27 protein-coding genes and 1 pseudogene are annotated in these 24,184 nt (G+C 68.7%); 19 read left to right on the forward strand and 9 right to left on the reverse strand.

Annotated features, from left to right (window positions below; genetic code table 11):
• The first annotated feature begins 16 nt into the window (after positions 1-16).
• The 3 genes and pseudogenes from PGN27_RS00825 to PGN27_RS00835 all read left to right on the forward strand — a co-directional run bounded on the left by PGN27_RS00825 (position 17) and on the right by PGN27_RS00835 (position 2,368).
• On the forward strand, positions 17-1,153 hold the full coding sequence (locus tag PGN27_RS00825) for an 8-amino-7-oxononanoate synthase (protein WP_335324375.1): 1,137 nt from the start codon (positions 17-19) through the stop codon (positions 1,151-1,153).
• A 10-nt stretch (positions 1,154-1,163) separates the two neighbouring features.
• Positions 1,164-1,841, forward strand: a complete 678-nt coding sequence (gene bioD, locus PGN27_RS00830) for a dethiobiotin synthase (RefSeq protein ID WP_335324376.1) — start codon at positions 1,164-1,166, stop codon at positions 1,839-1,841.
• Between the two features lie 3 nt (positions 1,842-1,844).
• A pseudogene (locus PGN27_RS00835) lies at positions 1,845-2,368 on the forward strand (2'-5' RNA ligase family protein).
• Here the strand turns inward: PGN27_RS00835 and PGN27_RS00840 are convergent.
• Positions 2,358-2,942 carry a TetR/AcrR family transcriptional regulator C-terminal domain-containing protein gene (locus PGN27_RS00840; RefSeq protein ID WP_335324377.1) on the reverse strand — a complete coding sequence of 195 codons (585 nt, stop codon included), beginning with the start codon at positions 2,940-2,942 and terminating at the stop codon, positions 2,358-2,360. The pseudogene PGN27_RS00835 and the gene PGN27_RS00840 overlap by 11 nt on opposite strands.
• Before the next feature lie 70 nt (positions 2,943-3,012).
• On the opposite strand from PGN27_RS00840, the gene bioB reads away from it, so the two are divergent.
• Genes bioB through PGN27_RS00855 form a run of 3 tightly spaced genes read left to right on the forward strand, consistent with a single transcriptional unit; the run spans position 3,013 to position 4,959 of the window.
• Positions 3,013-4,008: a biotin synthase BioB gene (gene bioB, locus PGN27_RS00845; RefSeq protein WP_335324378.1), complete on the forward strand. Its 996-nt coding sequence runs from the start codon at positions 3,013-3,015 to the stop codon at positions 4,006-4,008.
• A 25-nt stretch (positions 4,009-4,033) separates the two neighbouring features.
• Positions 4,034-4,282 (forward strand): biotin synthase auxiliary protein BsaP, encoded by a 249-nt coding sequence (gene bsaP / locus PGN27_RS00850; protein ID WP_418888510.1) that lies wholly within the window; start codon positions 4,034-4,036, stop codon positions 4,280-4,282.
• Complete coding sequence (locus PGN27_RS00855; protein WP_335324380.1) at positions 4,279-4,959, forward strand: DUF2567 domain-containing protein; 681 nt, start codon at positions 4,279-4,281, stop codon at positions 4,957-4,959. The genes bsaP and PGN27_RS00855 overlap by 4 nt, the downstream gene beginning before the upstream one ends.
• On the opposite strand, the gene PGN27_RS00860 is transcribed toward PGN27_RS00855, so the two are convergent.
• Both PGN27_RS00860 and PGN27_RS00865 read right to left on the reverse strand, forming a co-directional pair.
• Positions 4,895-6,244: a lipase family protein gene (locus tag PGN27_RS00860; protein WP_335324381.1), complete on the reverse strand. Its 1,350-nt coding sequence runs from the start codon at positions 6,242-6,244 to the stop codon at positions 4,895-4,897. The two genes, PGN27_RS00855 and PGN27_RS00860, sit on opposite strands and share 65 nt — an antisense overlap.
• Positions 6,245-6,287: 43 nt before the next feature.
• Entirely contained in the window at positions 6,288-6,980 is a 693-nt protein-coding gene (locus tag PGN27_RS00865; RefSeq protein ID WP_335324382.1) for an NUDIX hydrolase, read from the reverse strand.
• A gap of 47 nt (positions 6,981-7,027) precedes the next feature.
• Here PGN27_RS00865 and nadA point away from each other — a divergent pair, with 47 nt between their 5' ends.
• The 3 genes from nadA to nadC are packed head-to-tail and all read left to right on the forward strand — an operon-like array spanning position 7,028 to position 10,559.
• Positions 7,028-8,077, forward strand: coding sequence for a quinolinate synthase NadA (nadA, locus tag PGN27_RS00870; RefSeq protein ID WP_335324383.1), 1,050 nt, complete (start codon positions 7,028-7,030; stop codon positions 8,075-8,077).
• The gene (locus PGN27_RS00875) at positions 8,074-9,684 is read left to right on the forward strand and encodes an L-aspartate oxidase (RefSeq protein ID WP_335324384.1); all 1,611 of its coding nucleotides are present in this window, start codon (positions 8,074-8,076) and stop codon (positions 9,682-9,684) included. Before nadA ends, PGN27_RS00875 begins: the two co-directional genes overlap by 4 nt.
• A 14-nt stretch (positions 9,685-9,698) precedes the next feature.
• Positions 9,699-10,559, forward strand: a complete 861-nt coding sequence (gene nadC, locus PGN27_RS00880) for a carboxylating nicotinate-nucleotide diphosphorylase (RefSeq protein ID WP_335324385.1) — start codon at positions 9,699-9,701, stop codon at positions 10,557-10,559.
• On the opposite strand, the gene PGN27_RS00885 is transcribed toward nadC, so the two are convergent.
• The 4 genes from PGN27_RS00885 to PGN27_RS00900 all read right to left on the reverse strand — a co-directional run bounded on the left by PGN27_RS00885 (position 10,556) and on the right by PGN27_RS00900 (position 13,488).
• The gene (locus tag PGN27_RS00885; protein WP_335324386.1) at positions 10,556-11,653 is read right to left on the reverse strand and encodes a PrsW family intramembrane metalloprotease; all 1,098 of its coding nucleotides are present in this window, start codon (positions 11,651-11,653) and stop codon (positions 10,556-10,558) included. The genes nadC and PGN27_RS00885 overlap by 4 nt on opposite strands.
• Positions 11,650-12,219, reverse strand: coding sequence for a hypothetical protein (locus PGN27_RS00890; RefSeq protein ID WP_335324387.1), 570 nt, complete (start codon positions 12,217-12,219; stop codon positions 11,650-11,652). Before PGN27_RS00890 ends, PGN27_RS00885 begins: the two co-directional genes overlap by 4 nt.
• Positions 12,220-12,381: 162 nt before the next feature.
• Positions 12,382-13,017, reverse strand: coding sequence for a LysE family transporter (locus tag PGN27_RS00895; protein ID WP_335324388.1), 636 nt, complete (start codon positions 13,015-13,017; stop codon positions 12,382-12,384).
• Positions 13,018-13,065: 48 nt separating this feature from the next.
• Positions 13,066-13,488 (reverse strand): nitroreductase family deazaflavin-dependent oxidoreductase, encoded by a 423-nt coding sequence (locus tag PGN27_RS00900; RefSeq protein WP_335324389.1) that lies wholly within the window; start codon positions 13,486-13,488, stop codon positions 13,066-13,068.
• A gap of 66 nt (positions 13,489-13,554) precedes the next feature.
• Here PGN27_RS00900 and hisD point away from each other — a divergent pair, with 66 nt between their 5' ends.
• The 10 genes from hisD to PGN27_RS00950 all read left to right on the forward strand — a co-directional run bounded on the left by hisD (position 13,555) and on the right by PGN27_RS00950 (position 22,708).
• Positions 13,555-14,880: a histidinol dehydrogenase gene (hisD, locus tag PGN27_RS00905; RefSeq protein ID WP_335324390.1), complete on the forward strand. Its 1,326-nt coding sequence runs from the start codon at positions 13,555-13,557 to the stop codon at positions 14,878-14,880.
• A complete protein-coding gene (locus tag PGN27_RS00910) occupies positions 14,877-16,007 on the forward strand; it encodes a histidinol-phosphate transaminase (protein WP_335324391.1) in 1,131 nt (376 codons plus the stop codon). Before hisD ends, PGN27_RS00910 begins: the two co-directional genes overlap by 4 nt.
• Positions 16,004-16,624 carry an imidazoleglycerol-phosphate dehydratase HisB gene (hisB, locus tag PGN27_RS00915; protein WP_335324392.1) on the forward strand — a complete coding sequence of 207 codons (621 nt, stop codon included), beginning with the start codon at positions 16,004-16,006 and terminating at the stop codon, positions 16,622-16,624. Before PGN27_RS00910 ends, hisB begins: the two co-directional genes overlap by 4 nt.
• A 2-nt stretch (positions 16,625-16,626) precedes the next feature.
• Positions 16,627-17,253 carry an imidazole glycerol phosphate synthase subunit HisH gene (hisH, locus tag PGN27_RS00920; protein ID WP_335324393.1) on the forward strand — a complete coding sequence of 209 codons (627 nt, stop codon included), beginning with the start codon at positions 16,627-16,629 and terminating at the stop codon, positions 17,251-17,253.
• A 23-nt stretch (positions 17,254-17,276) separates the two neighbouring features.
• A complete protein-coding gene (priA, locus tag PGN27_RS00925; RefSeq protein ID WP_335324394.1) occupies positions 17,277-18,011 on the forward strand; it encodes a bifunctional 1-(5-phosphoribosyl)-5-((5-phosphoribosylamino)methylideneamino)imidazole-4-carboxamide isomerase/phosphoribosylanthranilate isomerase PriA in 735 nt (244 codons plus the stop codon).
• Complete coding sequence (locus tag PGN27_RS00930; protein WP_335324395.1) at positions 18,011-18,823, forward strand: inositol monophosphatase family protein; 813 nt, start codon at positions 18,011-18,013, stop codon at positions 18,821-18,823. Before priA ends, PGN27_RS00930 begins: the two co-directional genes overlap by 1 nt.
• Before the next feature lies 1 nt (position 18,824).
• The gene (gene hisF, locus PGN27_RS00935) at positions 18,825-19,598 is read left to right on the forward strand and encodes an imidazole glycerol phosphate synthase subunit HisF (RefSeq protein ID WP_335324396.1); all 774 of its coding nucleotides are present in this window, start codon (positions 18,825-18,827) and stop codon (positions 19,596-19,598) included.
• 113 nt (positions 19,599-19,711) lie between these two features.
• Positions 19,712-20,059, forward strand: coding sequence for a phosphoribosyl-AMP cyclohydrolase (hisI, locus tag PGN27_RS00940; RefSeq protein WP_335324397.1), 348 nt, complete (start codon positions 19,712-19,714; stop codon positions 20,057-20,059).
• A 35-nt stretch (positions 20,060-20,094) separates the two neighbouring features.
• Positions 20,095-21,714: an N-6 DNA methylase gene (locus PGN27_RS00945; RefSeq protein ID WP_335324398.1), complete on the forward strand. Its 1,620-nt coding sequence runs from the start codon at positions 20,095-20,097 to the stop codon at positions 21,712-21,714.
• Entirely contained in the window at positions 21,704-22,708 is a 1,005-nt protein-coding gene (locus tag PGN27_RS00950; protein ID WP_335324399.1) for a hypothetical protein, read from the forward strand. The genes PGN27_RS00945 and PGN27_RS00950 overlap by 11 nt, the downstream gene beginning before the upstream one ends.
• On the opposite strand, the gene PGN27_RS00955 is transcribed toward PGN27_RS00950, so the two are convergent.
• Together PGN27_RS00955 and PGN27_RS00960 are read right to left on the reverse strand one after the other, a co-directional pair.
• Positions 22,705-23,502, reverse strand: a complete 798-nt coding sequence (locus PGN27_RS00955) for an ABC transporter ATP-binding protein (protein ID WP_335324400.1) — start codon at positions 23,500-23,502, stop codon at positions 22,705-22,707. The two genes, PGN27_RS00950 and PGN27_RS00955, sit on opposite strands and share 4 nt — an antisense overlap.
• Complete coding sequence (locus PGN27_RS00960; protein WP_335325182.1) at positions 23,499-24,170, reverse strand: FadR/GntR family transcriptional regulator; 672 nt, start codon at positions 24,168-24,170, stop codon at positions 23,499-23,501. The genes PGN27_RS00955 and PGN27_RS00960 overlap by 4 nt, the downstream gene beginning before the upstream one ends.
• Positions 24,171-24,184: the final 14 nt, after the last annotated feature.

Below are 24,184 nucleotides of genomic sequence, written 5' to 3' on the forward strand. Positions count from 1 at the left end.
GTCGAAAGGACGTCCAGTGACACGCACCGGTCTTTCCCCACTGGCCTGGCTGGCCGGTGTCGAGGAGCGCCGCCGCGCTCAAGGGCTGCGCCGCACGTTGCGGGCCCGGCCGCCCGTCGGCACCGAGCTCGATCTGGCATCCAATGACTACCTCGGGCTTTCCCAGCACCCCGATGTGCTGGCCGGCGGCGTGGCGGCGCTGCGCACCTGGGGTGCCGGCGCCGGGGGTTCGCGCCTGGTCACCGGTAACACCGAACTGCACGAGCACTTCGAGTCCGCGCTCGCCGAGTTCGCCGGCTTCGAGTCGGCGCTGGTGTTCTCCTCGGGGTACACCGCCAACATCGGCGCGCTGGTCTCACTCACCGGCCCCGGCTCGCTGCTGGTGTCCGACGCGTTGACGCACGCCTCGATCGTCGACGCGTGCCGGCTGTCGCGGGCCCGCGTCGCGGTGACCCCGCACCGCGATATCGCGGCGGTCGCCGATGCGCTGTCGGCCCGGTCCGAGGAGCGTGCCGTGGTGGTCACCGAATCGGTGTTCAGCACCGACGGGGTGTTGGCCCCGCTGCGCGAACTGCACGAGGTGTGCCGTCGGTTCGGCGCCCTGCTGGTGGTCGACGAGGCGCACGGTCTCGGGGTGCGCGGGGCCGGGGGGCAGGGTGTGCTGCACGAGGTCGGCTTGGCGGGTGCGCCCGATGTGGTGATGACCACGACGCTGTCCAAGGCGCTCGGCAGTCAGGGCGGGGCGGTGCTCGGCCCGGCCGTCGTGCGGGCCCATCTCATCGACACGGCGCGCACCTTCATCTTCGACACCGGGTTGGCCCCGGCTGCCGTCGGCGCCGCGCTGGCAGCGCTGCAGGTGTTGATCGCGCAGCCCCAGCTGGCGGGCGCGGTACTGGCCAGGGCGGCCGAACTGGCCCGGATCTGCGATGTCGCGGAGGAACCGACCTCGGCCGTCGTCTCGGTCATCCTCGGCGACCCCGAGGTCGCCGTCGCCGCTGCCTCGGCGTGTCTGGACCGCGGCGTGCGGGTCGGCTGCTTCCGCCCACCGACGGTGCCTGCGGGTACCTCGCGGCTGCGATTGACGGCCAGGGCAGCCCTCACCGCGGAGGAGATGGCGCTGGCCCGTGAGGTGCTGACCGAGGTTCTCGGGTGAGCGAGAACAGATGAGCATCGTCATGGTCACCGGCACCGACACCGGGGTCGGCAAGACGGTCACCACCGCGGCGTTGGCGTGTGCGGCGCGGTTGGCCGGCCTCGATGTGGCGGTGTGCAAACCGGTGCAGACCGGAACCGTCGACGGCGACGACGACCTCGGTGAGGTCGGCAGGCTCGCCGGTATCACGGCGCTGCACGGCGGTTGGCGCTATCCCGAACCGCTGGCCCCGGTCGCGGCGGCGAACCGGGCCGGGCTGGCACTGCCGACCGCGCCCGAATTGCTCGACGCGGTGCGGACCGCCGATGCTCCCGGCCGGCTGACCATCGTGGAAGGCGCCGGCGGTCTGTTGGTCGAACTGGGTGCCGACGGCGTGACGCTGCGCGATCTGGCTGCAGAGCTGGGCGCTCCGGTGCTGGTGGTCGTCGCGCCCGGCCTCGGCACCCTCAACCACACCGCGCTGACCTTGGAGGCCCTCGCCGGGCACGGGCTGGACAGTGCCGGACTGGTCGTCGGATCGTGGCCGTCGCAGCCCGGTATCACCGAGCAGGGGAACCGGGCCGCGCTGGCAGAACTGGGGGAGATCCGGGCGGTGCTGCCTGCCGGCGCCGGGGCTGTGACTCCGCGGGAGTTCGAGACGCTCGCCGCGCAGTCCTTCGACCGTCCCTGGCTCGCGGGACTGGCCTGACGCGTGGTCCATTCGGTGGAGTTGACCCTCGACGACGCCGGCGATGCCGCGGTGCGCCGGATCTGGACCGCGCTGCAGGATGCCGACCTACCCAGCCAGGCCGATCACACCGGCGCGAGCAACCGACCGCACACCACGCTGACCGTCGCCGAGGACATCTCGCACGCGGCCGACACCGACCGGTTGCGGCGCTCCCGCGCCTCCCGATGCCGTGCCGCCTCGGTGCGCCGGTGGTGTTCGGTCACGGTCGCTACACGGTGGCGCTGCTGGTGGTCCCGTCCGCCGAATTGCTGGACCTGCATGCGCAGGTGCATCGAATCTGCCTGCCGCACATGACGTCCGGTGCGCTACCCCATAGCGGTCCCGGCGGGTGGACGCCGCACGTGACGGTGGCCCGTCGGGTCGCGGCCGAGCAGCTGGCCGCGGTGTGCGAGATCGCCGCAGTAGGGCAGGAGATCGAGGGCGGGTTCGCCGGCCTACGTCATTGGGACGGCAATGCCCGCATCGAGCAGCCGATCACCGGCTGAGCGACCTGTAGGCCGCCATCCCGTCGATCAGCAGGGTCAGGCCGAATCCGAAGCGCTGGCCCGCATCACCGGTCAGCGCGGTCTGGCTCTCGGGAAGGTCGGCGCCCGCGGCGTCCCACTGCAGGCGGGACTGTTCGTCGACGGTGAACCCCAGCACGTAGTAGACGACGGTGCGGGCGGCCAGTTCGGCATGTGCGCCCGCCACGCCCGCCTCGATCGCCGCGGTGCTCAACCAGGTGACGATCTCTGCCATCGCCGTCGATTGACCTGCCGCAAAACTCGCCGAGACCAGTTCGGCGCCGTCGGTATGTGACAGCAGGGCGTCGCGCAGTCGGCGGCACGCGGTGTCCAACCGCTCACGCCAGGTGCCGGTCGTGGGTTGTTCCAGCGCCGGTTGCAGGATCCGGTCGGCGACCGCGCCGAGCAGTTCCTGTTTGTTGGCGAAATGCCAGTACAGCGCGCCTGGGCTGACGTTGAGGTCACGGGCCAGCCTGCGCATGGTCAGGTCGGCGATGCCGAAGTCGTCGAGCAGTGCTGTCGCCGCGTCGACCACATCCCGTTTGTGGAGCTGCACCCGCTTACCTTAACCTGAACACCGTTCAAGCTTGAACGGTGTTCAAGGCATCCACGACGGAGGTTCACTGATGACCGACATTCTGGCGGTAGCGCGCGAGCAGGTACTCGACCGCGGTGTCGGTCTCGACCAGGAGCAGACGCTGCAGGTGCTGCAGCTGTCCGATGATCGACTCGACGATCTGCTCGAGCTGGCCCACGAGGTCCGGATGAAGTGGTGCGGGCCGGATGTCGAGGTCGAGGGCATCATCAGCCTTAAGACCGGCGGATGCCCGGAGGATTGCCACTTCTGTTCGCAGTCCGGGCTTTTCGCCTCCCCGGTACGCAGCGCGTGGCTGGACATCCCGAGCCTGGTGGAGGCGGCCAAGCAGACCGCCAAGACCGGCGCCACCGAGTTCTGCATCGTCGCCGCCGTGCGCGGCCCCGATGAGCGACTGCTCGCCCAGGTCGCCGCCGGAATCGAGGCCATCCGCAACGAGGTCGACATCCAGATCGCGTGCTCGCTGGGCATGCTGACCGAGGAACAGGTGCAGCGCCTGGCCGATATGGGCGTGCACCGCTACAACCACAACCTGGAAACCGCCCGTTCCTTCTTCACCAACGTGGTGACCACCCACAGTTGGGAAGAGCGCTGGGACACCCTGCGGATGGTGCGCGAGGCCGGTATGGAGGTCTGCTGCGGCGGCATCCTCGGGATGGGCGAGACGCTGGAACAGCGCGCCGAGTTCGCCGCCAATCTCGCCGAGCTCGACCCGCACGAGGTGCCGCTGAATTTCCTGAACCCGCGGCCGGGGACGCCATTCGGTGATCTGGAGGTGCTGCCCGCCGCCGAGGCCCTCAAGGCCGTCGCCGCGTTCCGGCTGGCGTTGCCCCGCACCATGTTGCGGTTTGCCGGCGGACGTGAGATCACCCTCGGTGACCTCGGCGCCAAGCAGGGCATCCTGGGCGGTATCAACGCCGTCATCGTCGGCAACTACCTCACCACACTGGGTCGGCCGGCCGAGGCCGATCTGGAACTGCTCGATGATCTGCAGATGCCCATCAAGGCTCTCAACGCGACGCTCTAGGGCGCGCTGTAGAACTGACAGGGTGATGATCGACGAATCCCAGGCGCTGCCGGCCCCGGTGGCCGCCGGTGTTTACAACCTCTACACCGGCGTCGAACTCGGCGACGACGCAGGCACGGCCATCCCGACGGCGGCCGCGTTGGGTCTGGAACCGCCGCGGTTCTGCGCCGCGTGTGGGCGCCGGATGATCGTCCAGGTCCGCCCCACCGGCTGGTCGGCGAAATGCTCGCGGCACGGCGCGGTCGACTCCATCGATCTCGACGCGCGCCGATGATCGTCGCCGAACCTGCGGCAACGCCGCGCACCACGCGGCGGGCCGCTGCTTTGCGGGTGTTCCTGGCGTTGTTGGTGATCGGGGTGCCGATCGGCGGGCTGTGGGCATGGCTGGCGCCGCCGGCCCGTGGCATCGTCGCGCTCACCCGATCCGGTGACCGGGTCAAGGCCTACCTGGGCAATGACTCCGACCAGCTCTTCCTCGGCGCGTTCCTGCTCGTCGGATTTGCGGGCGTGGTCGCCGTCGTCGCCGCCGTGGCGGTCTGGCAATGGCGAGCCCATCGAGGTCCGGTGCTGGTGGCCGCGCTGTCGGCGGGGGCGGCGGCCGCGGTGGGGGTCGCGGCCGGGATCGGTGCGGTGCTGGTTCATTGGCGCTACGGCAGCATCGACGTGGACACCGCCCCGGTCACCGAGAACGACCGTGTCCATTACGTGTTGGAGGCTCCCGCGGTGTTCTTCGGCCACGGCCCCCTCGTCGTGGCCGCCACGTTCCTGCTCCCGGCCGCGGTGGCGGCGATGACGTACGCGTTGCTGGCCGTATCGGCCTCTCGTGACGATCTCGGCGCGTGGCCGCCGGCGCGCTATCCCGGGATCTACCCGCCGGTCGTGCCGGTCAGCGGTCCAGAACCGACAGCGGCAGCCGGCGAAGACGCCGTCCGGTCAGCACCTTCGCCGTGATGACCGCCAACCGCGCCATACCGCGGTAGGTCGACGGATTGAACAGCGTCGGCCAGGTGGTGCGCGCCAGGTTGGCGCCGAGCGGTCGGCCCGCGAAGCGATCGGACAGCCAGCGCAACGCCATCGGAGCGGACATCGGATGCAGCAGCAGATGCTCGCTGAACATGTCCCGGTGGTAGGTGACGTGTGCGCCGCCGGAGGAGTAGGTGTCGGCCAGCTCGTCGATACCGTCCACCGAGATGATCTCGTCGTGCACGGCCTGGATGATCAGCACCGGCGGGGTCGGCACCGCGGCACCGAGCTTGATGTCGTCGAAGACGTGCTGCACCTCGGGGGTGGCCAGGATCTGTTCCAGCGGTTGATCGAGAAGATCGCCCATATCGGTGCGCCAGAACCGCACGATGGCTTCCACCGTCGTCATGTGGTGCAGCCGGTCCAGCAGGTCACGGCCGTATTCGCTGGTGTGCTCGGCGATGATCCGCTGCAGACCGGGGTAGACATCGGCCAGCGCCGCGACCACCAGCGCGGGCAGGGCCGCGGCGAAGGTGCCGTTGAGCTTGCGGAACGTGCGGCCCAGGTCGCCGACCGGGGAGCCGAGGACGGCGCCGACGATATTGAGCTCCGGTGCGTAGCTTCCGCTCATCTCGGCGGCCCAGGCACTGGCCAGCCCGCCACCGGAGTAGCCCCACAGGCCGATCGGCGCCTCGGGGGAGAGCGCGAGCTGTTCGGAGCTCAGAGCCGCCCGCAGGCCGTCCAGGACGCGGTAGCCGGGCTCGTACGGCGTACCCCAGCTGCCGTTGACGCCCTCGTGGTCGGGCACCGAGACCGCCCAGCCCTCGGCGATCGCGGCGGCAATCAGCAGCATCTCGAACTGTGGCACCGAGCCCGGCGCCATGGCGTGGCGGCGCAGAGCATAGGACGGAAAGCATCGCGAGGTGATCGCGTCGATCGCGCACTGGTAGGAGACCAGCGGGCAGATCTGCTCGGGCCCACGCTCCGCCGGGATGACGATCGTCGTGGCGGCGGCCTCGGGCCTGCCGTTCATATCGGTGGTTCGGTACAGCAGTTGTACTGCCCGGATCTGCTGCGGTATCAGGCCGAGGAAGGCCAGCTCGACGTCTCGGCTGCGCAGCACGGTGCCCGGGGTGGCGTGCTGGAACCCCTCCGGTGCCACATAGAACGGATCGTCTTCGGGCAGCTGCGGGCGGGCGCGTCGGTCGAGCGCCTCATGCGGGACGGCGCCGATCCATTCGGCATCCGATACGGCGGAGCTGCCAAAGTTCATCCGGGCATTGTTACTTAAGAACCGTCTAAGAATCCAGTCCGACTCACCCTGGGGGCCGTAACGCTGCGAACTCGTCGGTCACCCGATACCGGTCCTCGGCGAACCGGTACAGCGCCGCGGGCCGCCCGCCGCTGCGGCCGGAACGGGCCGTGGTGCCCGTCCTGGTGATCACCTGCCGCCGCTCGAGCACCCGCTGCAGATTGGTCACGTCCACCGGGTGTCCGAGTGCCGCGCTGTAGATGTCCCGCAATGTCGACAATGCGAATTCCCTTGGTGCCAAGGCGAAACCGATATTGGTGTACGACAGTTTGGCGATCAGTCGGGCGCATGCGTTCTCGACCATGGTGCCGTGGTCGAAGGCCATCGGCGGAAGGTTCGACACCGGGTGCCAGCGGGTGTCCGGCGGTAGCGCGGGGGTGGCGGGGGAGGGCACGAGTCCGAGGAAGGTCGATGCGATGGTGCGCGCCCCCGGCACCCGGGCCGGATCGGAGAACACCGCGAGTTGCTCCAGGTGGGTCAGTTCGCGCAGGTCGACCTTCTCGGCGAGTTGGCGCCGAACTGAACTGATCATGTCCTCGTCGTGACGCAGGCGGCCGCCGGGCAGTGCCCAGGCGCCGCGTTCGGGATCCATCGCGCGTTCCCACAGCAAGACGCTGAGCTGCGGATTTTTGGTGTCGAGCCGGCGAACCTGGAGCACGACGGCGAGCACTTCGTGTTCGGTGCTACGATGAGCCATGTTTTCGATCATAAGTCGAAAACCTCGGTAGGCAAAAGGAGACTGCCATGACGGTCCTGGATCGCACCGGCGCACTCACCAGCGTGCTGGCTGCACGCATCGTCGACGGCCCCGGCGGATACGGCGGCATCGTGCCCGACGGGCAGTGGGCCGCAGAGGTGCGCAGGCTCGCTGATCTGCGCAACGCGACGCTGCTGGCGCACAACTACCAGCTGCCGGCCATCCAGGATGTGGCAGACCACGTCGGTGACTCGCTCGCGCTGTCGCGCATCGCCGCCGAGGCGTCCGAAGGCACGATCGTGTTCTGCGGTGTGCACTTCATGGCCGAGACGGCGAAGATCCTCAGCCCGGACAAGACGGTGCTCATTCCCGATCAGCGCGCAGGTTGCTCGCTGGCGGACTCCATCACCGCCGACGAACTGCGGGCCTGGAAGGACGAGTACCCCGACGCCGTCGTGGTGTCCTATGTGAACACCACCGCCGCAGTCAAGGCGCTCACCGATATCTGCTGCACCTCCTCGAACGCGGTCGAGGTCGTGGCCTCCATCCCGGAAGACCGCACCGTGCTGTTCTGCCCCGATCAGTTCCTGGGAGCGCACGTCCGCCGTGTCACCGGCCGCAAAAATCTGCACGTCTGGGCCGGTGAATGCCACGTGCACGCCGGTATCAACGGTGACGAGCTGGCCGCGCAGGCCCGCTCGCACCCGGATGCTGAGCTGTTCGTGCATCCCGAATGCGGTTGTGCCACCTCGGCGTTGTACCTCGCCGGTGAGGGCGCCGTGCCCGAGGAGCGGGTGAAGATCCTGTCCACCGGCGGCATGCTCGACGCCGCGCGTGAGACCCGCGCCCGCCAGGTCCTGGTCGCCACCGAGGTCGGCATGCTGCACCAGTTGCGCAGGGCGGCACCGGAAGTCGACTTCCTCGCGGTCAACGACCGGGCGTCGTGCAGCTATATGAAGATGATCACCCCCGCGGCGTTGCTGCGCTGCCTGGTCGAGGGTGCCGATGAGGTGCACGTGGACGCCGATGTCGCCGCGGCCGGGCGTAAGAGTGTGCAGCGCATGATCGAGATCGGGCAGCCCGGCGGCGGGGAATGACCGCCCCCGGGGGCGGGAGCGCAGCGACCCGGGGGACCAGCGCGTGCGGTGGTGCCGGCTTTTGGCAGCAGCGCGCTGACGTCGTCGTCATCGGGACCGGGGTCGCCGGGTTGGTCGCCGCCTTGGCCGCGGCGCGGGCGGGCCGAAAGGTCGTGGTGCTCAGCAAGGTCGGCGAGACGGCCACCTTCTATGCCCAGGGCGGGATCGCCGTGGTCCTGCCGAGCACCGAGGATTCGGTGCAGGCGCATGTGGCCGACACGGTGGCCGCCGGCGGCGGACTATGCGATGCCGACGCTGTGCGATCCATCGTCGCCGACGGATACGCCGCGGTGTCGGAACTGGTCGCCGACGGGGCCCGGTTCGACGAATCCCGGCCCGGGCAGTGGTCGCTGACCCGCGAGGGTGGCCACACCCGCCGCCGCATCATCCACGCCGGCGGTGATGCCACCGGAGCGGAGGTGCAACGCGCCCTCGATGCCGCTGCGGCGCGGCTGGACATCCGCCATCACCATGTGGCGGTGCAGATCTGCCGGGACGGTGCCGGTGTCACCGGTGTGCTGGTGCACAGCGAGGCCGGACCGGGACTGTTGCATGCGCCATCGGTGATCCTCGCCACCGGTGGGCTGGGCCATCTCTATTCCGCCACCACCAATCCGGTGGGTTCCACCGGCGATGGCGTGTCCCTGGCCTTGCGGGCCGGCGTCGGGGTCGGCGATATCGAGTTCGTCCAGTTCCATCCGACCATGCTGTTCGCCGGAGCGGCCGGCGGCCGCCGACCGCTGATCACCGAGGCCCTGCGCGGTGAGGGGGCGATTCTCGTCGACCGCCACGGTGGTTCGGTGACCGCGGGCGTGCATCCACTCGGCGACCTGGCGCCCCGGGATGTGGTCGCGGCCGCGATCGATGCGCGCCTGCGCGCCACCGGGGACGCCTGCGTCTATCTCGACGCGACCGGTGTGCCCGATGTCGCCGAGCGCTTTCCGACCGTCACCGCGGCCTGTCGGGCCGCCGGCATCGACCCGGTCCGCCAACCCATCCCGGTGGTACCGGGTGCGCATTACAGCTGTGGAGGAGTGCACACCGATGTGCACGGCCGTACCGAACTGGCAGGTTTGTTCGCCGCGGGCGAGGTGGCCCGCACCGGTATGCACGGCGCCAACAGGTTGGCCTCCAACAGTCTGTTGGAAGGCCTTGTCATGGGCGGACGCGCGGGCCGGGCCGCGGCCGCGCACGCCGAGCAGGCGGGAGCCACCCGTGCGGTGTTCGACGGCCCACCGCGCGCGCCGATGCTGGAACGCAGCACGCTGCAGCACGCCATGAGTCGCGATGCTTCGGTCGTTCGCGATGCCGCCGGGCTGGACCAGCTGACCGCGGTGCTCGCCGGTGCCGTCGACCGCCCGCTGACCGACCGGCAGCGTGTCGAGGATGCGGCGCTTACCCTCACGGCACGAGCCGTGGCCGCGGCGGCATTGGCACGCAACGAATCCCGCGGTTGTCACCACCGCGCGGACCATCCCGACAGCGATGACGCCCAGGCGTACAGCGCCACCGTGCGACTCGATGATTCCGGTGCGCCGAAGGTGGTCGCACCGCTGGCGGCAAGCTGATGAACGGAGTGCAGATGCACGCACTGACCGATGCCGAACGCGCCGAGGCCCGTGCCCTCATTGAGCGCGCGCTGGACGAGGACCTGCGCTACGGCCCGGATGTCACAACCGAGGCCACCGTGCCGGCAGACGCGGTCACCACCGCGGCCATGGCCTCACGTGAGCACGGTGTCGCCGCCGGTGTCGACGTGGCCGTCCTGGTGCTCGACGCCGTGTTGGGTGCCGACGGCTACACCGTGCTCGAGCGGCTGGCCGACGGCACCCGGGTGCAGCCCGGTCAGGCGCTGCTGCGGGTGCAGGCACCCACCCGGGGTCTGTTGACGGCCGAGCGCACGATGCTCAATCTGGTCTGTCATCTGTCCGGTATCGCCACCGCGACAGCCAAATGGGTCGACGCGGTGGACGGCACGGGTGCACGCATCCGCGACACCCGCAAAACCCTGCCCGGCATGCGCGCCCTGCAGAAGTACGCCGTACGGGTGGGCGGCGGGGTCAACCATCGGATGGGTCTCGGTGATGCCGCCTTGATCAAGGACAACCATGTGGCCGCGGCCGGTTCGGTGCTCGCCGCCCTTGCGGCGGTGCGGGCCACCGCGCCGGATATCGCCTGTGAGGTCGAGGTCGATTCGCTCGAGCAGCTCGACGACATCCTCGGTGCCGATGTCGAATTGGTGCTGCTGGACAACTTCCCGGTGTGGCAGACCCAGATCGCCGTGCAACGCCGCGACAGTCGCTCACCGGCCACCAAACTGGAGTCCTCGGGCGGCCTTTCGCTCGAGTCGGCGGCGGCGTACGCCGCCACCGGCGTCGATTATCTGGCCGTCGGCGCGCTCACCCATTCGGTCCGGGTGCTCGACATCGGGTTGGACAGTTAGCCCGAGGACTGCACCAGCTCCAGCGCGTCGTTCTGCACCTGCCGCATCGCCTTCTTGGCACGCCGTCCGCCGCTACGCCGAGCCTGCTTACGCAGCGCACGCCGCGCCTTGCGCGTCGGCAGTGAGTCGAGAACATCGTCGGGCACCGCGGCAAGAGTCCCGTCGGAGCGTCCGGCCGCGATGCGTTCGGTCACCCACTGACGTTCGAAACGCAGCAACCACCACACCGGGATCAGGAACACCACCAGGCTGACGGCGATCTTGACCAATCCGCCGCCGATCGGTGAGTCCCAGAAGAAATGCATGAAGGACGCGGTGGCCATCAGCGGCAGGGCCAGCAGCACCCGGCGGGCATAAGACCACTGCGGCGGACCGGTGAAGGTGGGCAGCAGCAGCATGACGCCCACCGCGAACAACCCCGTGTAGGCCCAGTGCGCGGGAACTGCGGTCAGCACCCGCTGGATCAGGTTCGGCATGGCACCGGCGAGATCGGAGTCCAGGCTGTAGATCGCTTCCCGGGTGGCGTAGGTCAGGTCCTCCATGACGTCGAAACCGAACCCGACGAACATCCCGACCAACAGGGCGTGCGAAATCCGGTGGAACACCGACGAACACAGCACAAGGATGACCGCCGCACACATGCCCTTGGAGGCTTCTTCGATGATCGGCGCGGTCAGCGACGCCTGCCAGGCCGCCATCGTCTCCGGCGACAGATAACGCGACCAGACGCCGCCGAGCGCGACGTTGCCGTTGACGGCCATCACCAATGCGGTGGTGCCCCCGAGTGCGGTTCCGGCGAGCAGCGCCTGCGGGTAGCGCCGCGCGCTGCGGTACGGGTCGAATTTGAACATCAACCAGAACAGCACGACGATGAAGACGATCCACAGTGGCGCCAACCAGAGCTGCGCGTCCATCACCATGCCGAAGGCGCTGCCGTCGGCGCTCAGCAGCAGGTAGGTGCTCAGTACCAGGGTGATCACGTACAGCCAGAACACCGCAGAACGCGGCTGGTACACCACCGGCACCCGGGCCGGTCCGGCTGGGCTCGATACGGCGTTCGGTGTCGACGTGGCGGGTGCCTCGGTCTGGGTCACTGCTGCTTCTCCCTGCTGATCAGGCCGGCGATGGTCTCGATATCGGGGCCTTGGCTGGCCGTATCGGTGAGGGCGATCACCGATACGACAACGTCGTCGTCGTAGAGGAAGGCGCACGTCCCGGTGGTATCGGTGGTCACCGCAACGCAGGTGTCGCCGGAGAGCGTGGCGCCGTTACCGCTGATCACCCCGCCGTCGAGTGCGGCGCTGACCCCTTCGAGGCGGTTGGCCCGCATCAGGCGCTGGGCCACCGCCGAGGGGTCGCGGTCCATCCGGTCATAGGCCTGGATCGTGACGACGGTGCCGTCCTCGACCATGATCACCGACGAACCTCGATCGATGATCTGCCAGCCGTCCATGGCACCCACCGCGATGCGCTCACCGTCGTCGGTGATCAATTCCACCGGCGTGACGTCCTCGGCATCCGCCGACCAGTCCCTCTCAGGTAGAACCGCATTAGCTGTCACCGGTATGAGGGGCACCGCGAGGATGCCGAGCCCGAGCGCAAAGGCGGCTGGTTTCTGGGTCAATCGACGCCGGCGAGGCGGCGCGGTGGGATCGGCCATGCGCCAGAAGTTACGGCACACCAGCGGTTTTTGCGCGTATTTACGGAGTTGTCAGTTTACGCCGAGCGGGGACTGCCCCGCGGCTGTGATCGCTGTCGCGATTCGTTGGCGCGGAAAAGGCTTCCTTGGGCAACAAAATGCGCCCAAATGGGATTTGCTGGCTCAGGCGGGTGCAGCCCGGCGCACCAGCGACAGCACAACGGCGGCCAGGGCGAACATCGTCGAGATGGCGCGGTTGAGGAAGGTCTGCTGCCGGGCATTGTGCAGCCAGCCGACCATCCGCCCGGCCAGGCCGGTGTAGATGCCCATGACCACGATGTCGACGGCGAGCATCGTCAGCCCGATCGCCAGATACTGGGGCAACAGCGGCATGGCCGGAGTGACGAACTGGGGGAGTGCGGCCAGGAAGAAGACCAACCCCTTGGGGTTGGTCGCGTTGACCAGGAATCCGCGCAGCACCAGAGCGCGCCGGCTACCCGGTGCCGCAGCCTGCATCTCGTCGCGCAGATCCCTTGGCGCCGCGCGCCATTGCCGGATCGCCAGATAGGCCAGGTAGGCAACGCCGAGCCATTTGACGACCGTGAACGCGACCGCCGAACCCGCGACGATGGCACCGACTCCGGCTGCGACCAACACCAGTTGCAGCATCAGGCCGATCTGCAGCCCGAGCACGCTCCACCAACCACGACGCAGTCCCTCGGACATCCCGGTGGCCATCGACTGCACCGCGCCGGGGCCGGGAACGATGCTGATCGCGATCGCGGCGCCGACGAACGCCAGCCATACCTGCCAGGTCATGACCTCAGATTGTTCCAGGAGGGCACAACCGATTTTCGCCTACGGATGTCAGGCGATATCGGCGACGAACACCCCGGTCTTGCGCAGCATCATCCTGGCGAGGAACGGCAGGGAGCGGTCGACCGTGCCCGCGGGCAGGACCCGCGGGTTGACCACGTGCAGATCCTTGCCCGAGACCGTGATGTCCGCCGACCCGGCGGCCAACACATTCTTGACCCAATTGGTCTTCCCATGGATCAGTCCGATGGCCAGCACATCGCCCTTGCGATAAGCGGTGACCGGCGTCTCATAGGCGGTCCCCGAGGTGCGCCCGACGTGCCGGATGACACTCATCCCCGGCATCTTGCGGCTCAACGGCGTCATCAGCGGGTTGATGTACTTGATCTGGAAGTTCTCCAGCGCGGGCGGCACCAACATTGGCACACCGGTGGCGTTATTGGGGTGTTCTTTTCGTGACGGTGACGCGGACATGACGGCTCCCGAATTCGATTTGGCCTGCTCTGGGACAATAGTCCCGTGACGTCATCAGGATCGCTCATGTCCCGCATCGACCTGCGCGGTGCGGACCTTTCCGTGGCCCGGCTGCGTACCACCCTGCCGCGCGGCGGGGTGGACGTCGACGCCGTGGTTCCCCGGGTCCGTCCCATCGTCGACGATGTCATGGCCCGCGGCGCCGTGGCGGCGCTGGAATACGGTCAGTCCTTCGACGGCGTGCTGCCCGACGCCGTCCGGGTGCCCGCCGAGAAACTGGACGAGGCGCTCCGGCTCCTGGATGCCGATGTGCGGGCCGCCCTCGAGGTCGCCATCGAGCGCACCAGAGTGGTGCATGCCGACCAGCGCCGCACCGATACGACGACGACGCTCGGTCCCGGTGCCGTCGTCACCGAACGCTGGATGCCCGTCGAGCGTGTCGGGCTCTATGTCCCCGGCGGTAACGCCGTCTACCCGTCGAGCGTCGTGATGAACGTCGTGCCGGCCCAGACCGCCGGTGTCGACTCGCTGGTGATCGCGAGTCCGCCGCAGGCTTCCAACCCGCCGGCGTTCCAGGGTCTGCCGCATCCGACCATCCTGGCCGCGGCCGCCCTGTTGGGCGTCGATGAGGTGTGGGCCGTCGGCGGCGCGCAGGCGGTGGCTCTGCTGGCCTACGGCGGCGCCGACACCTCGGGTGAAGAACTCGCCCCGGTGGACATGATCACCGGGCCCGGCAACATCTACGTCACCGCCGCCAAGCGCATCTGCCGCTCCCAGGTCGGTATCGACGCCGAGGCGGGCCCCACCGAGATCGCGATCCTTGCCGATCACACCGCCGACCCGCGCCATGTCGCCGCCGATCTGATCAGCCAGGCCGAGCACGACGAGATGGCCGCCAGCGTGCTGGTGACCGACAGCGTGGCGCTGGCCGACGCCGCCGACGCGGAGGTGGCCGCCCAGTTGCAGACCACGGTGCACCGCGATCGGGTCACCGTCGCGCTCACCGGAAAGCAGTCGGCGATCGTGCTGGTCGATGATGTCGAGGCCGGGTTGAAGGTCGTCAATGCCTATGCCGCCGAGCATCTGGAGATCCAGACCGAGGATGCCGCGGCGGTCGCTGCGCGGGTGCGCTCGGCCGGTGCGATCTTCGTCGGGGCATGGTCCCCGGTGAGCCTCGGCGACTACTGCGCCGGGTCGAATCACGTGCTGCCCACCGCCGGGTGTGCCCGGCACTCCAGTGGATTGTCGGTGCAAACGTTCCTGCGCGGTATCCACGTCGTGGAATACGACGAGGCCGCACTCAAAGATGTTGCCGGTCATGTGATCACGCTGTCGAAGGCGGAGAATCTGCCTGCCCACGGCGAGGCCGTCCGGCGGAGGTTCGAGCAGTGAGCGCGGCCAGGATCACCCTCGACGACCTTCCGCTGCGCGACAGTCTGCGCGGCAAATCGCCGTACGGCGCGCCGCAACTGGCGGTACCGGTGCGGCTGAACACCAACGAGAACCCGCACCCGCCGACTCAGGCGCTCGTCGACGATGTCGCCGAGTCCGTGCGTGATGCCGCCGCCGAACTGCACCGCTATCCCGATCGCGATGCGGTGGCCCTGCGCACCGATCTCGCCGAGTACCTGCGCGCCCAGACCGGCGTCGACGTCGGCGTCGACAATGTCTGGGCGGCCAACGGATCGAATGAGATCCTGCAGCAGCTGCTGCAGGCGTTCGGCGGTCCGGGTCGGCGCGCCATCGGTTTCGTGCCGTCCTACTCGATGCACCCCATCATCTCCGACGGCACCCAGACCCAATGGCTGGAGGCGGCCCGCGCCGAGGACTTCGGCCTGGACACCGATCGTGCCGTCGCGGCGATCACCGAGCACCGCCCCGACGTGGTGTTCCTGGCGAGCCCGAACAACCCCTCCGGGCAGAGTGTCACGCCGGATGAGCTGCGCCGGGTGCTCGATGCCGCGCCCGGGGTCGTGATCGTCGACGAGGCATATGGCGAGTTCTCCTCGCAGCCCAGCGCCATCGGGCTGATCGCGGACCATCCGGCCAAGCTCATCGTGACCCGCACCATGAGCAAGGCGTTCGCGTTCGCCGGCGGCCGGCTGGGCTACCTGATCGCCGATCCCGCCGTCATCGATGCGATCCTGTTGGTTCGGTTGCCCTATCACCTGTCCGCGCTGACGCAGGCCGGTGCACGCGCCGCGTTACGCCATGCCGACGAAACCCTGGGCAGTGTGCAGACACTGATCGAGGAGCGCGGTCGGATCGCGTCGGCGCTGACGGGCATGGGTTACCGCGTCATCCCCAGTGATGCCAACTTCGTGCTGTTCGGCGGTTTCGCCGATGCACCGGCCGTCTGGCAGCGCTATCTCGATGCCGGCGTGCTGATCCGCGATGTCGGCGTGCCCGGCTACCTGCGGACCACCGTCGGCCTCGCCGAAGAAAACGATGTCTTCCTCGATGTGAGTGCCACCATCGCCGAATCCGGCGTCCTGAAGCAGAACCAAGGAGTCTCATGAGCCGCCGGGCCAAGGTCGAACGCACGACCCGCGAATCGGACATCGTCGTCGAGATCGACCTGGATGGCACCGGTCAGGTCGACATCACCACCGGCGTGCCGTTCTTCGACCACATGCTGACCGCACTGGGCAGCCACGCCAGCTTCGATCTCACGGTGCACGCAAAGGGTGACACCGAGATCGAAGGCCACCACACCATCGAGGACACCGCCATCGTGCTGGGCCAGGCGCTCGGGCAGGCCCTCGGCGACAAGCGGGGTATCCGCCGCTTCGGTGACGCCTTCATCCCGATGGACGAGACGCTGGCCCATGCCGCGGTGGATGTGTCCGGCCGACCGTACTTCGTGCACACCGGCGAGCCGGATTACATGGTGGAGTTCACCATTGCCGGATCCGGCGCCGGCTCGACCGCGCCGTATCACACCGTGATCAACCGGCATGTGTTCGAGTCGCTGGCCTTCAACGCCCGCATCGCACTACATGTGCGCACCCTCTACGGTCGCGATCCGCACCACATCACCGAGGCCGAATACAAGGCGGTCGCCCGTGCGCTGCGCCAGGCCGTCGAATTCGACCCGCGGGTCACCGGTGTGCCCTCGACGAAGGGCACGTTGTAACCGTGGGACTTTCGAAGAAGGTCACCATTCTCGACTACGGCTCGGGGAACCTGCGCTCGGCGCAGCGTGCCCTGGAGCGCACCGGTGCCGAGGTCGGGGTGACCGCCGATCCTGCCGCGGCGCTGCAGGCCGATGGTTTGGTGGTGCCCGGTGTCGGCGCGTACGAGGCCTGCATGGCAGGGCTACGTGCGATCGACGGTGAGCGACTGATCGCCGAGCGGGTGACCGCCGGCCGGCCGGTGCTGGGGATCTGCGTGGGAATGCAGATCATGTTCACCGAGGGTGTCGAGTTCGGGGTGCAGACCCGCGGCTGCGCCCAATGGCCCGGTGCGGTCACTCGGCTGGACGCTCCTGTCATCCCGCATATGGGGTGGAACACCGTCGACGCGCCATCGGAGAGCGTGCTGTTCAAGGGCCTCGACACCGATACCCGGTTCTACTTCGTGCACTCGTATGCGGCACAGACCTGGACCGGAGCGGCCGACGCGACGCTGACCTGGGCGACCCATCAGGTGCCCTTCCTGGCCGCCGTGGAGGACGGCGCGCTCTCTGCCACCCAGTTTCACCCCGAGAAGAGTGGCGACGCCGGTGCGACGCTGCTGCGCAACTGGGTCGACAGCCTCGATTGAGACGACAAGTAAGGTAACCGCACGTGTCATTGATTCTTCTTCCCGCCGTCGATGTCGTCGAGGGACGGGCGGTACGCCTCGTGCAGGGCGTGGCCGGCAGCGAGACCGAATACGGTTCGGCCCTGGACGCGGCGTTGGGCTGGCAGCGCGACGGCGCCGAGTGGATCCATCTGGTCGATCTGGACGCCGCCTTCGGTCGCGGTTCCAATCGTGAACTGCTGGCCGAGGTCGTCGGAAAGCTCGACGTCGCCGTGGAACTTTCCGGCGGTATCCGCGACGACGAGTCGCTGCGCGCCGCTCTGGGCACCGGCTGCCGGCGGGTGAACCTCGGGACCGCCGCGCTGGAGAACCCGCAGTGGTGCGCCGCCGCGATCGCCGAGCACGGTGACAAGGTCGCCGTCGGTCTGGACGTGAAGCTGGAGAACGGCGAGTACCGGTTGCGCGGACGCGGCTGGGAAACCGATGGTGGCGACCTATGGCCGGTGCTGGATCGCCTTGTCGGTGAAGGCTGTTCGCGCTTCGTCGTCACCGATGTCACCAAGGACGGCACCCTCAACGGGCCCAACCTGGAGCTGCTGGCCTCGGTGACCGAGCGCACCGAGGCGCCGGTGATCGCCTCCGGTGGGGTGTCCAGCCTCGATGATCTGCGGGCCATCGCAACCCTGACCGATCGTGGAGTCGAGGGCGCCATCGTCGGAAAAGCACTCTACGCAGGGCGATTCACCCTTCCCGAGGCACTCAGCGCGGTCAGCGGCTGATGCTCGAACCCGGGCAGCTGGCGGGCCTGGTCGCGACGGCCGCCGAGATCCTCGACGAGGCGTCGGGCCCCTTCGTGGCAGGCCACCGCGCCGACTCGGCGGTGCGCAAGCAGGGCAACGATTTTGCCACCGAGGTGGACCTGGCCATCGAGCGGCAGGTGGTGGCCGCGCTGACCGAGCGCACCGGTATCGGGGTGCACGGCGAGGAGTTCGGCGGAGAATCACTGGATTCAGAGCTGGTCTGGGTGCTCGATCCGATCGATGGCACGTTCAACTACGCGGCAGGCTCACCGATGGCCGCGATCCTGCTCGGGCTGCTGCACGAGGGAACTCCGGTCGCCGGGCTGACCTGGCTGCCGTTTGTCGGCAACCGCTACACCGCCATGGTCGGAGCGCCATTGCGCGACAACGGCACCGAACTGCCCGCCCTGGGCACCACCGGGCTTGCCGAATCCATCATCGGCATCCAGACCTTCAACATCGACTCGCACGGCCGGTTTCCGGGCCGCTACCGCGTGGAGGTGCTCGCCAACCTGAGCCGGGTGTCCTCGCGGATCCGCATGCACGGGGCCACTGGGGTCGACCTGGCTTATGTGGCGTCCGGAATCCTGGGCGGGGCAATCAGTTTCGGTCATCATGTCTGGGACCACGCGGCCGGTGTCGCGCTGGTGCGGGCGGCCGGTGGAATCGTCACCGACCTGGCCGGGCAGCCATGGACCATCGAATCGAAATCGGCGCTGGCCGCCGCCCCCGGTATCCACGGAGACATCCTGGAGCTGGTGGCCGCCGCCGGGGCACCGGAGGATTACTGACATGGCCATCGCAGTCAGGGTGATCCCGTGCCTGGACGTCGACGACGGCCGGGTGGTCAAGGGCGTCAACTTCGAGAACCTCCGGGATGCGGGCGATCCGGTCGAGCTGGCGGCGGCCTACGACGCCGCCGGGGCCGATGAGCTGACCTTCCTGGACGTCACCGCGTCCTCGTCGGGACGCAGCACCATGCTCGAGGTGGTGCGTCGCACCGCCGAGCAGGTCTTCATCCCGCTGACCGTGGGTGGCGGGGTCCGGTCGGTCGCCGACGTCGACATCCTGCTGCGCGCCGGTGCGGACAAGGTCTCGGTCAACACCGCCGCCATCGCGCGGCCGGAACTGCTGGCCGACCTGTCCCGCCAGTTCGGTTCGCAGTGCATCGTGTTGAGCGTGGACGCGCGCACGGTGCCCGGCGACCAGGAGCCGACGCGGTCGGGCTGGGAGGTGACCACCCACGGCGGGCGCCGGGGCACCGGTATTGACGCCGTCGAATGGGCCCGCCGCGGAGCCGAGCTCGGGGTGGGGGAGATCCTGCTGAACTCGATGGATGCCGATGGCACCAAGGCCGGTTTCGATCTGCCGATGCTGCACGCGGTCCGCGAGGCGGTCTCGGTGCCGGTGATCGCCAGTGGTGGCGCGGGGGCGGTGGATCACTTCGCGCCCGCCGTGCACGCCGGTGCCGACGCGGTGCTCGCCGCCAGCGTCTTCCATTTCGGCGAGTTGACCATCGGTGAGGTGAAGGCTGCGATGGCCGCCGACGGGATCACCGTCCGATGAGCGAAGCGACATCGGCGAATCGAGGTGGGGTCCGATGAGCGAAGCGACATCGGCGAATCGAGGTGGGGTCCGATGAGCGAAGCGACATCGGCGAATCGAAGCGAGGTTCGTTGATGGGCAATCTCGACCCCGCCATCGCATCGCGGCTCAAGCGCAACGAGGCCGGATTGTTCACCGCAGTCGTCCAGGAGCGGGGCAGCGGCGACGTCCTGATGGTGGCCTGGATGGACGATGATGCATTGGCCCGCACGCTGGAAACCCGCGAGGCGACCTACTTCTCCCGCTCGCGCGGCGAGCAGTGGGTCAAGGGCGCCACCTCCGGTCACACCCAGTACGTGCACTCGGTTCGGCTGGATTGTGACGGGGACAGCGTGCTGCTGGAGGTCGACCAGGTGGGCGGCGCGTGCCACACCGGTGACCACAGTTGTTTCGACGCAGACCAGTTGCTCGGGGACGGCTGACCGGTTTTGTCGGTGCCATCGTTGAGAATGACGGGGTGACCGAAGATACCGCTGCCGCACGTAAGGCGCGCGGTGCGTTCTTCACCCCGACGTCGATCACCCGCTACCTGGCCGACTGGGCCGTCCGCGAGCCCGCGGACACGGTGTTCGAACCCTCCGCCGGTGATGCGGCCTTCCTGGTCGCGGCCACCGAACGGTTGCGCAGCCTCGGCGTCGAAACCCCCGAATTGCACGGTGTCGAGATCCACGCCGCCAGTGCGGCCACCGCCCGTCGCCGGGTGGCCCAGGCCGGCGGCAGGGCGACGGTTCGCACCGCCGATTTTTTCGACGTCACTCCGCGGCCCACCTACACCGCGGTGCTGGGCAACCCGCCCTATATCCGGTATCAGGACTTCCGTGGCAGGCAACGGGCACAGTCCCGCCGCGCGGCGCTGCATGCGGGGGTGACACTTTCGGCGCTGGCGTCCAGCTGGGCCGCGTTCACGGTGCATTCCGCGCTGTTCCTGGCGCCCGGCGGCCGGATGGCGCTGGTGCTGCCCGCGGAATTGCTCAGCGTCAACTATGCCGCCGCGGTGCGCAAATTCCTCTTCGACCGGTTCGCCAGCGTCGAGCTGGTGATGTTCGACGAGCAGGTCTTCCCGGGGGCCGAGGCCGATGTGGTGCTGCTGCTGGCCGACGGGTTCGGCGCGGGTCCGTCCGGGCACGCCGTCATCCACCGTGCGCGCAATGCGGATTCGCTGAATACCGAACTGGTACAACGGCACTGGTCACCGGCGGATCCCTCGGACAAATGGGTCAGCGGTCTGATCGGGCAACGCCCGGTCGAGGTCTTGCATGGCCTGCAGGCCATAGGGCAATTCGATGTGCTGGAACGCTGGGGTGAGACCACGCTCGGCATGGTCACCGGCAACAACGGCTATTTCGCATTGTCGCCGGAGCGCGTCGCCGAACTCGGTCTCGACGCTGGCGACCTGCTGACGCTGTCGCCGCCGGGCAGCGCCCATCTGCGCGGGCTGTCGCTCTCGGCCCAGCACCTCGGCGTCCTGGGCGCCGAAGGCCGTGCGGTGCACCTGTTCCGGCCCGGTGACCGCCCCTCTTCCGCCGCACGGCAGTACATCGCGGCGGGCCAGGCCGCCGGTGTGCACCTGGCCTACAAATGCCGCGTCCGCACACCCTGGTATCGGGTGCCGTTGCTCGCTCCGGCGGACCTGCTGCTGACCTGTATGAACGCCGACACGCCGCGGCTGGTCACCAATCGCGCGCACGCGCATCACCTCAATTCTGTGCACGGGGTGTACCTGCGCGCCGAGCACACCACGCTCGGCCGGGACCTGTTGCCGCTGGCCGCGCTGAACTCGGTGACGGTGTTGCATGCCGAGATGGTGGGGCGCGCCTACGGCGGCGGTGTGCTCAAGATCGAGCCGCGGGAGGCCGATCGCTGGCTGGTGCCCGCACCCGAAGTCGTGGTGGCACGAGCGGCCGAGCTACGGACGGTTCGGCGTGGCGTGGCCGGTCTGCTGTCGCGTGGTCGCCTGCTCGATGCGGTGGCACTGGTCGATGACGCGCTGGGTCTGGACGTCGATCTGGAATCCGTTCGGGCGGCTCGTCATTCGCTGGCGTCGCGGCGGGCGGTAAGGTCGCGCCGTGCCCGCTGAACCGTCCACAAAGGCCACCGCATGGGCCATTTTCGACCGGATCGTTGCCGATGCCGCACCCGGCGGGCAGCACACCAACCCCTGGATCCGGACCGGTGATGTGCTGAGCTTCGAACCCGATTTCCGGGTATTGCGCAAGCTGCTGGGTGTGCCGCTGTATCTGGGTGCACCGTCGACCACCGGGGTGCCCGCCCTGGCGCTTGATGTGTGGATGTCCTACGAGTTGCGCCGTGCCGGCTTCGATTCCGATGCGGTCTGGCCGCGCCCGACCGACCCGCGCATCATGCCCGGTGCGATCTCCCATCTCCTGCAGGCGCTGCCCGTGCGGGAGCGCCAGCTGATCGAGCAGCGGCTGCGACGCTCGATGAAGGGCGTATCCGCTTCCAGCGCCAGTGTCCTGGGCAAGCACTACATGAAACAGGTCGATGTCATCATGTCCGACTGGGACACCGGTCCCGAACTGCTGATCAGCACCAAGCGGATGGATTCCAGCTTCGGTAAGAACGCGGCGAACCGCGTCGAGGAGAGCTACGGCGATGCCAAGAACCTGCGGCTGCGCCACCCGCTGGCCGCACTCGGGTTCGTCTACGGGTTGCGCTCGACCATCCTGACCTCCGAACCGGACAAGGCGGAATGGATGGTCGACCTGCTTGGCAAGCTCGGTACCGAGGATGACGCGTACCACGCGGTCGCCCTGGTGATGATCGACTACGACGACGGCGTCGCCGATATCGGGGAAACCCCCGGCGATGAGGTCGACAGCGTCGAGAAGGCGGATCCGGACACCCTGTTCGAGATCGTCGACGTCGAGACGGCGGCCGTCGATCAGGCCTTGGCGGCGCTGCCCCATGTCGCGATCCGCCATGATGCGGTGCCCGCCAACCTGCAGCCCGCGCGCTTCCTGGCGACGATGGCCCATCGGGTGATCGACACCGCGCCGGTGACGCGGCACCGCGAGGCGCGACGCCGCCGCAACGCCGCCACGCAGCGCTAGCGGCGTACCCGTCGGCCGGTGGCGCGTGCGCTCCAGCGGCCATCCTCGAACCCGACGGTCACCGGATGCCGGAATGCCGCGCTGACGTGCTCGGTGGTCACCGTCGTGCGGGCAGGCCCGCTGGCCACGGCGCGTCCCTGTCCGATGAGTATGGCGTGGGTAGTACTGATCGGCAGTTCCTCCAGATGGTGGGTCACCAGGATCGACGCCATCTCCGGATGCGTATGGGCGAGCGTGTCGATGGTTTCCAGCAGCTGTTCCCGCGCCGCGACGTCCAGGCCGGTGCTGGGTTCGTCGAGCAGCAGCAGCTTCGGATCGGCGATCAGGGCACGCGCGATCAAGGTGCGGCCGCGCTCACCGTGGGACAGCGTGGGCCACACCGCGTCGGCGCGAGCGGTGAGCCCGACGGTGTCGATCAGCTCGTCGGCGCGGCGGACCTGTTCGGCACTCGGGGTCCAGCGCGCCGCGGTGTCGACGGTGGCGGTGACACCGGTCAACACCACCTCACGCACGGTCAGCGGGTACTGCAGCCGGTGCCGGGGGTTGACGTGACCGATCGAGCGGCGCAGTACCGTCAGATCGGTCGTGCCCATCCGCGCACCCAGGATGGTGACCGTGCCGCTGCTCGGAAACGTCACTGCCGCACAGAAACCGAGCAGGGTGCTCTTACCGGCCCCGTTCGGACCGAGCAGTGCCCAGTGCTCGCCGGCCTGCACCGTCAGCGAGATGCCGTCGATGATCTGCTTGCCGTCACGGCGGAAGGTGACATCGGTGAGCTCGAGGACGGGCGTCATGAGAAGGTCTCCTGAAGTGCGCTCAGGTGGGTTCGGCTGGCCGCGGACGCGGCGGCGGCCGACCGTGCGGTGATGGCGTCGGCCAGTTCCCGGTGGCAATCGTGGTCGGCGGCCGCGCTGGCGACGGGTGCGATCTTGAGCATGTCGATCATGGCGGCGCGCAATCGCGGCAGGAAGGCATCGAACAGGCCCAGGAGCACCTCGTTGTGGGCGGCCGCGATCACCGCGCGGTGAAACGCCATATCGGCGTCGACGTGGTCGGGGATCGAGCGGCCCTCGACGCCCCGGGCGGCCAGGGTGCGCCGGATCTCCCGCAGATCCGCCGGTGTGCGGCGGACGGCGGCCAGCGCCGCGGCCTCGGACTCGATGGCGATACGCGCCTCGACGACGGTCGCGATGGTGGCGCGGCGCAGGACGACATCCCAGTCCTCGGTGGTGTCCAGTGCGGTGACGAACACGCCGGCGCCCTGCCTGCTTTCCAGCACGCCACGGCCGGCGAGTTCTCGGATGGCCTCGCGCACGGTGGAGCGCCCCACGCCCAGTTGGGCGGCAAGCGTTGTCTCACCGGGTATCCGATGCCCGAGCGGCCATTCGCCGTCGCGGATCCGGTTCAACAGCAGTTCGGCGGCCTGCGCCGCCAGCGGGTGTCGCTGCACCTGGCTCACCATCACGGTGACCTCTC

Origin of the sequence: Mycolicibacterium neoaurum (assembly GCF_036946495.1) — a bacterium.
Lineage (GTDB): Bacteria > Actinomycetota > Actinomycetes > Mycobacteriales > Mycobacteriaceae > Mycobacterium > Mycobacterium neoaurum_B.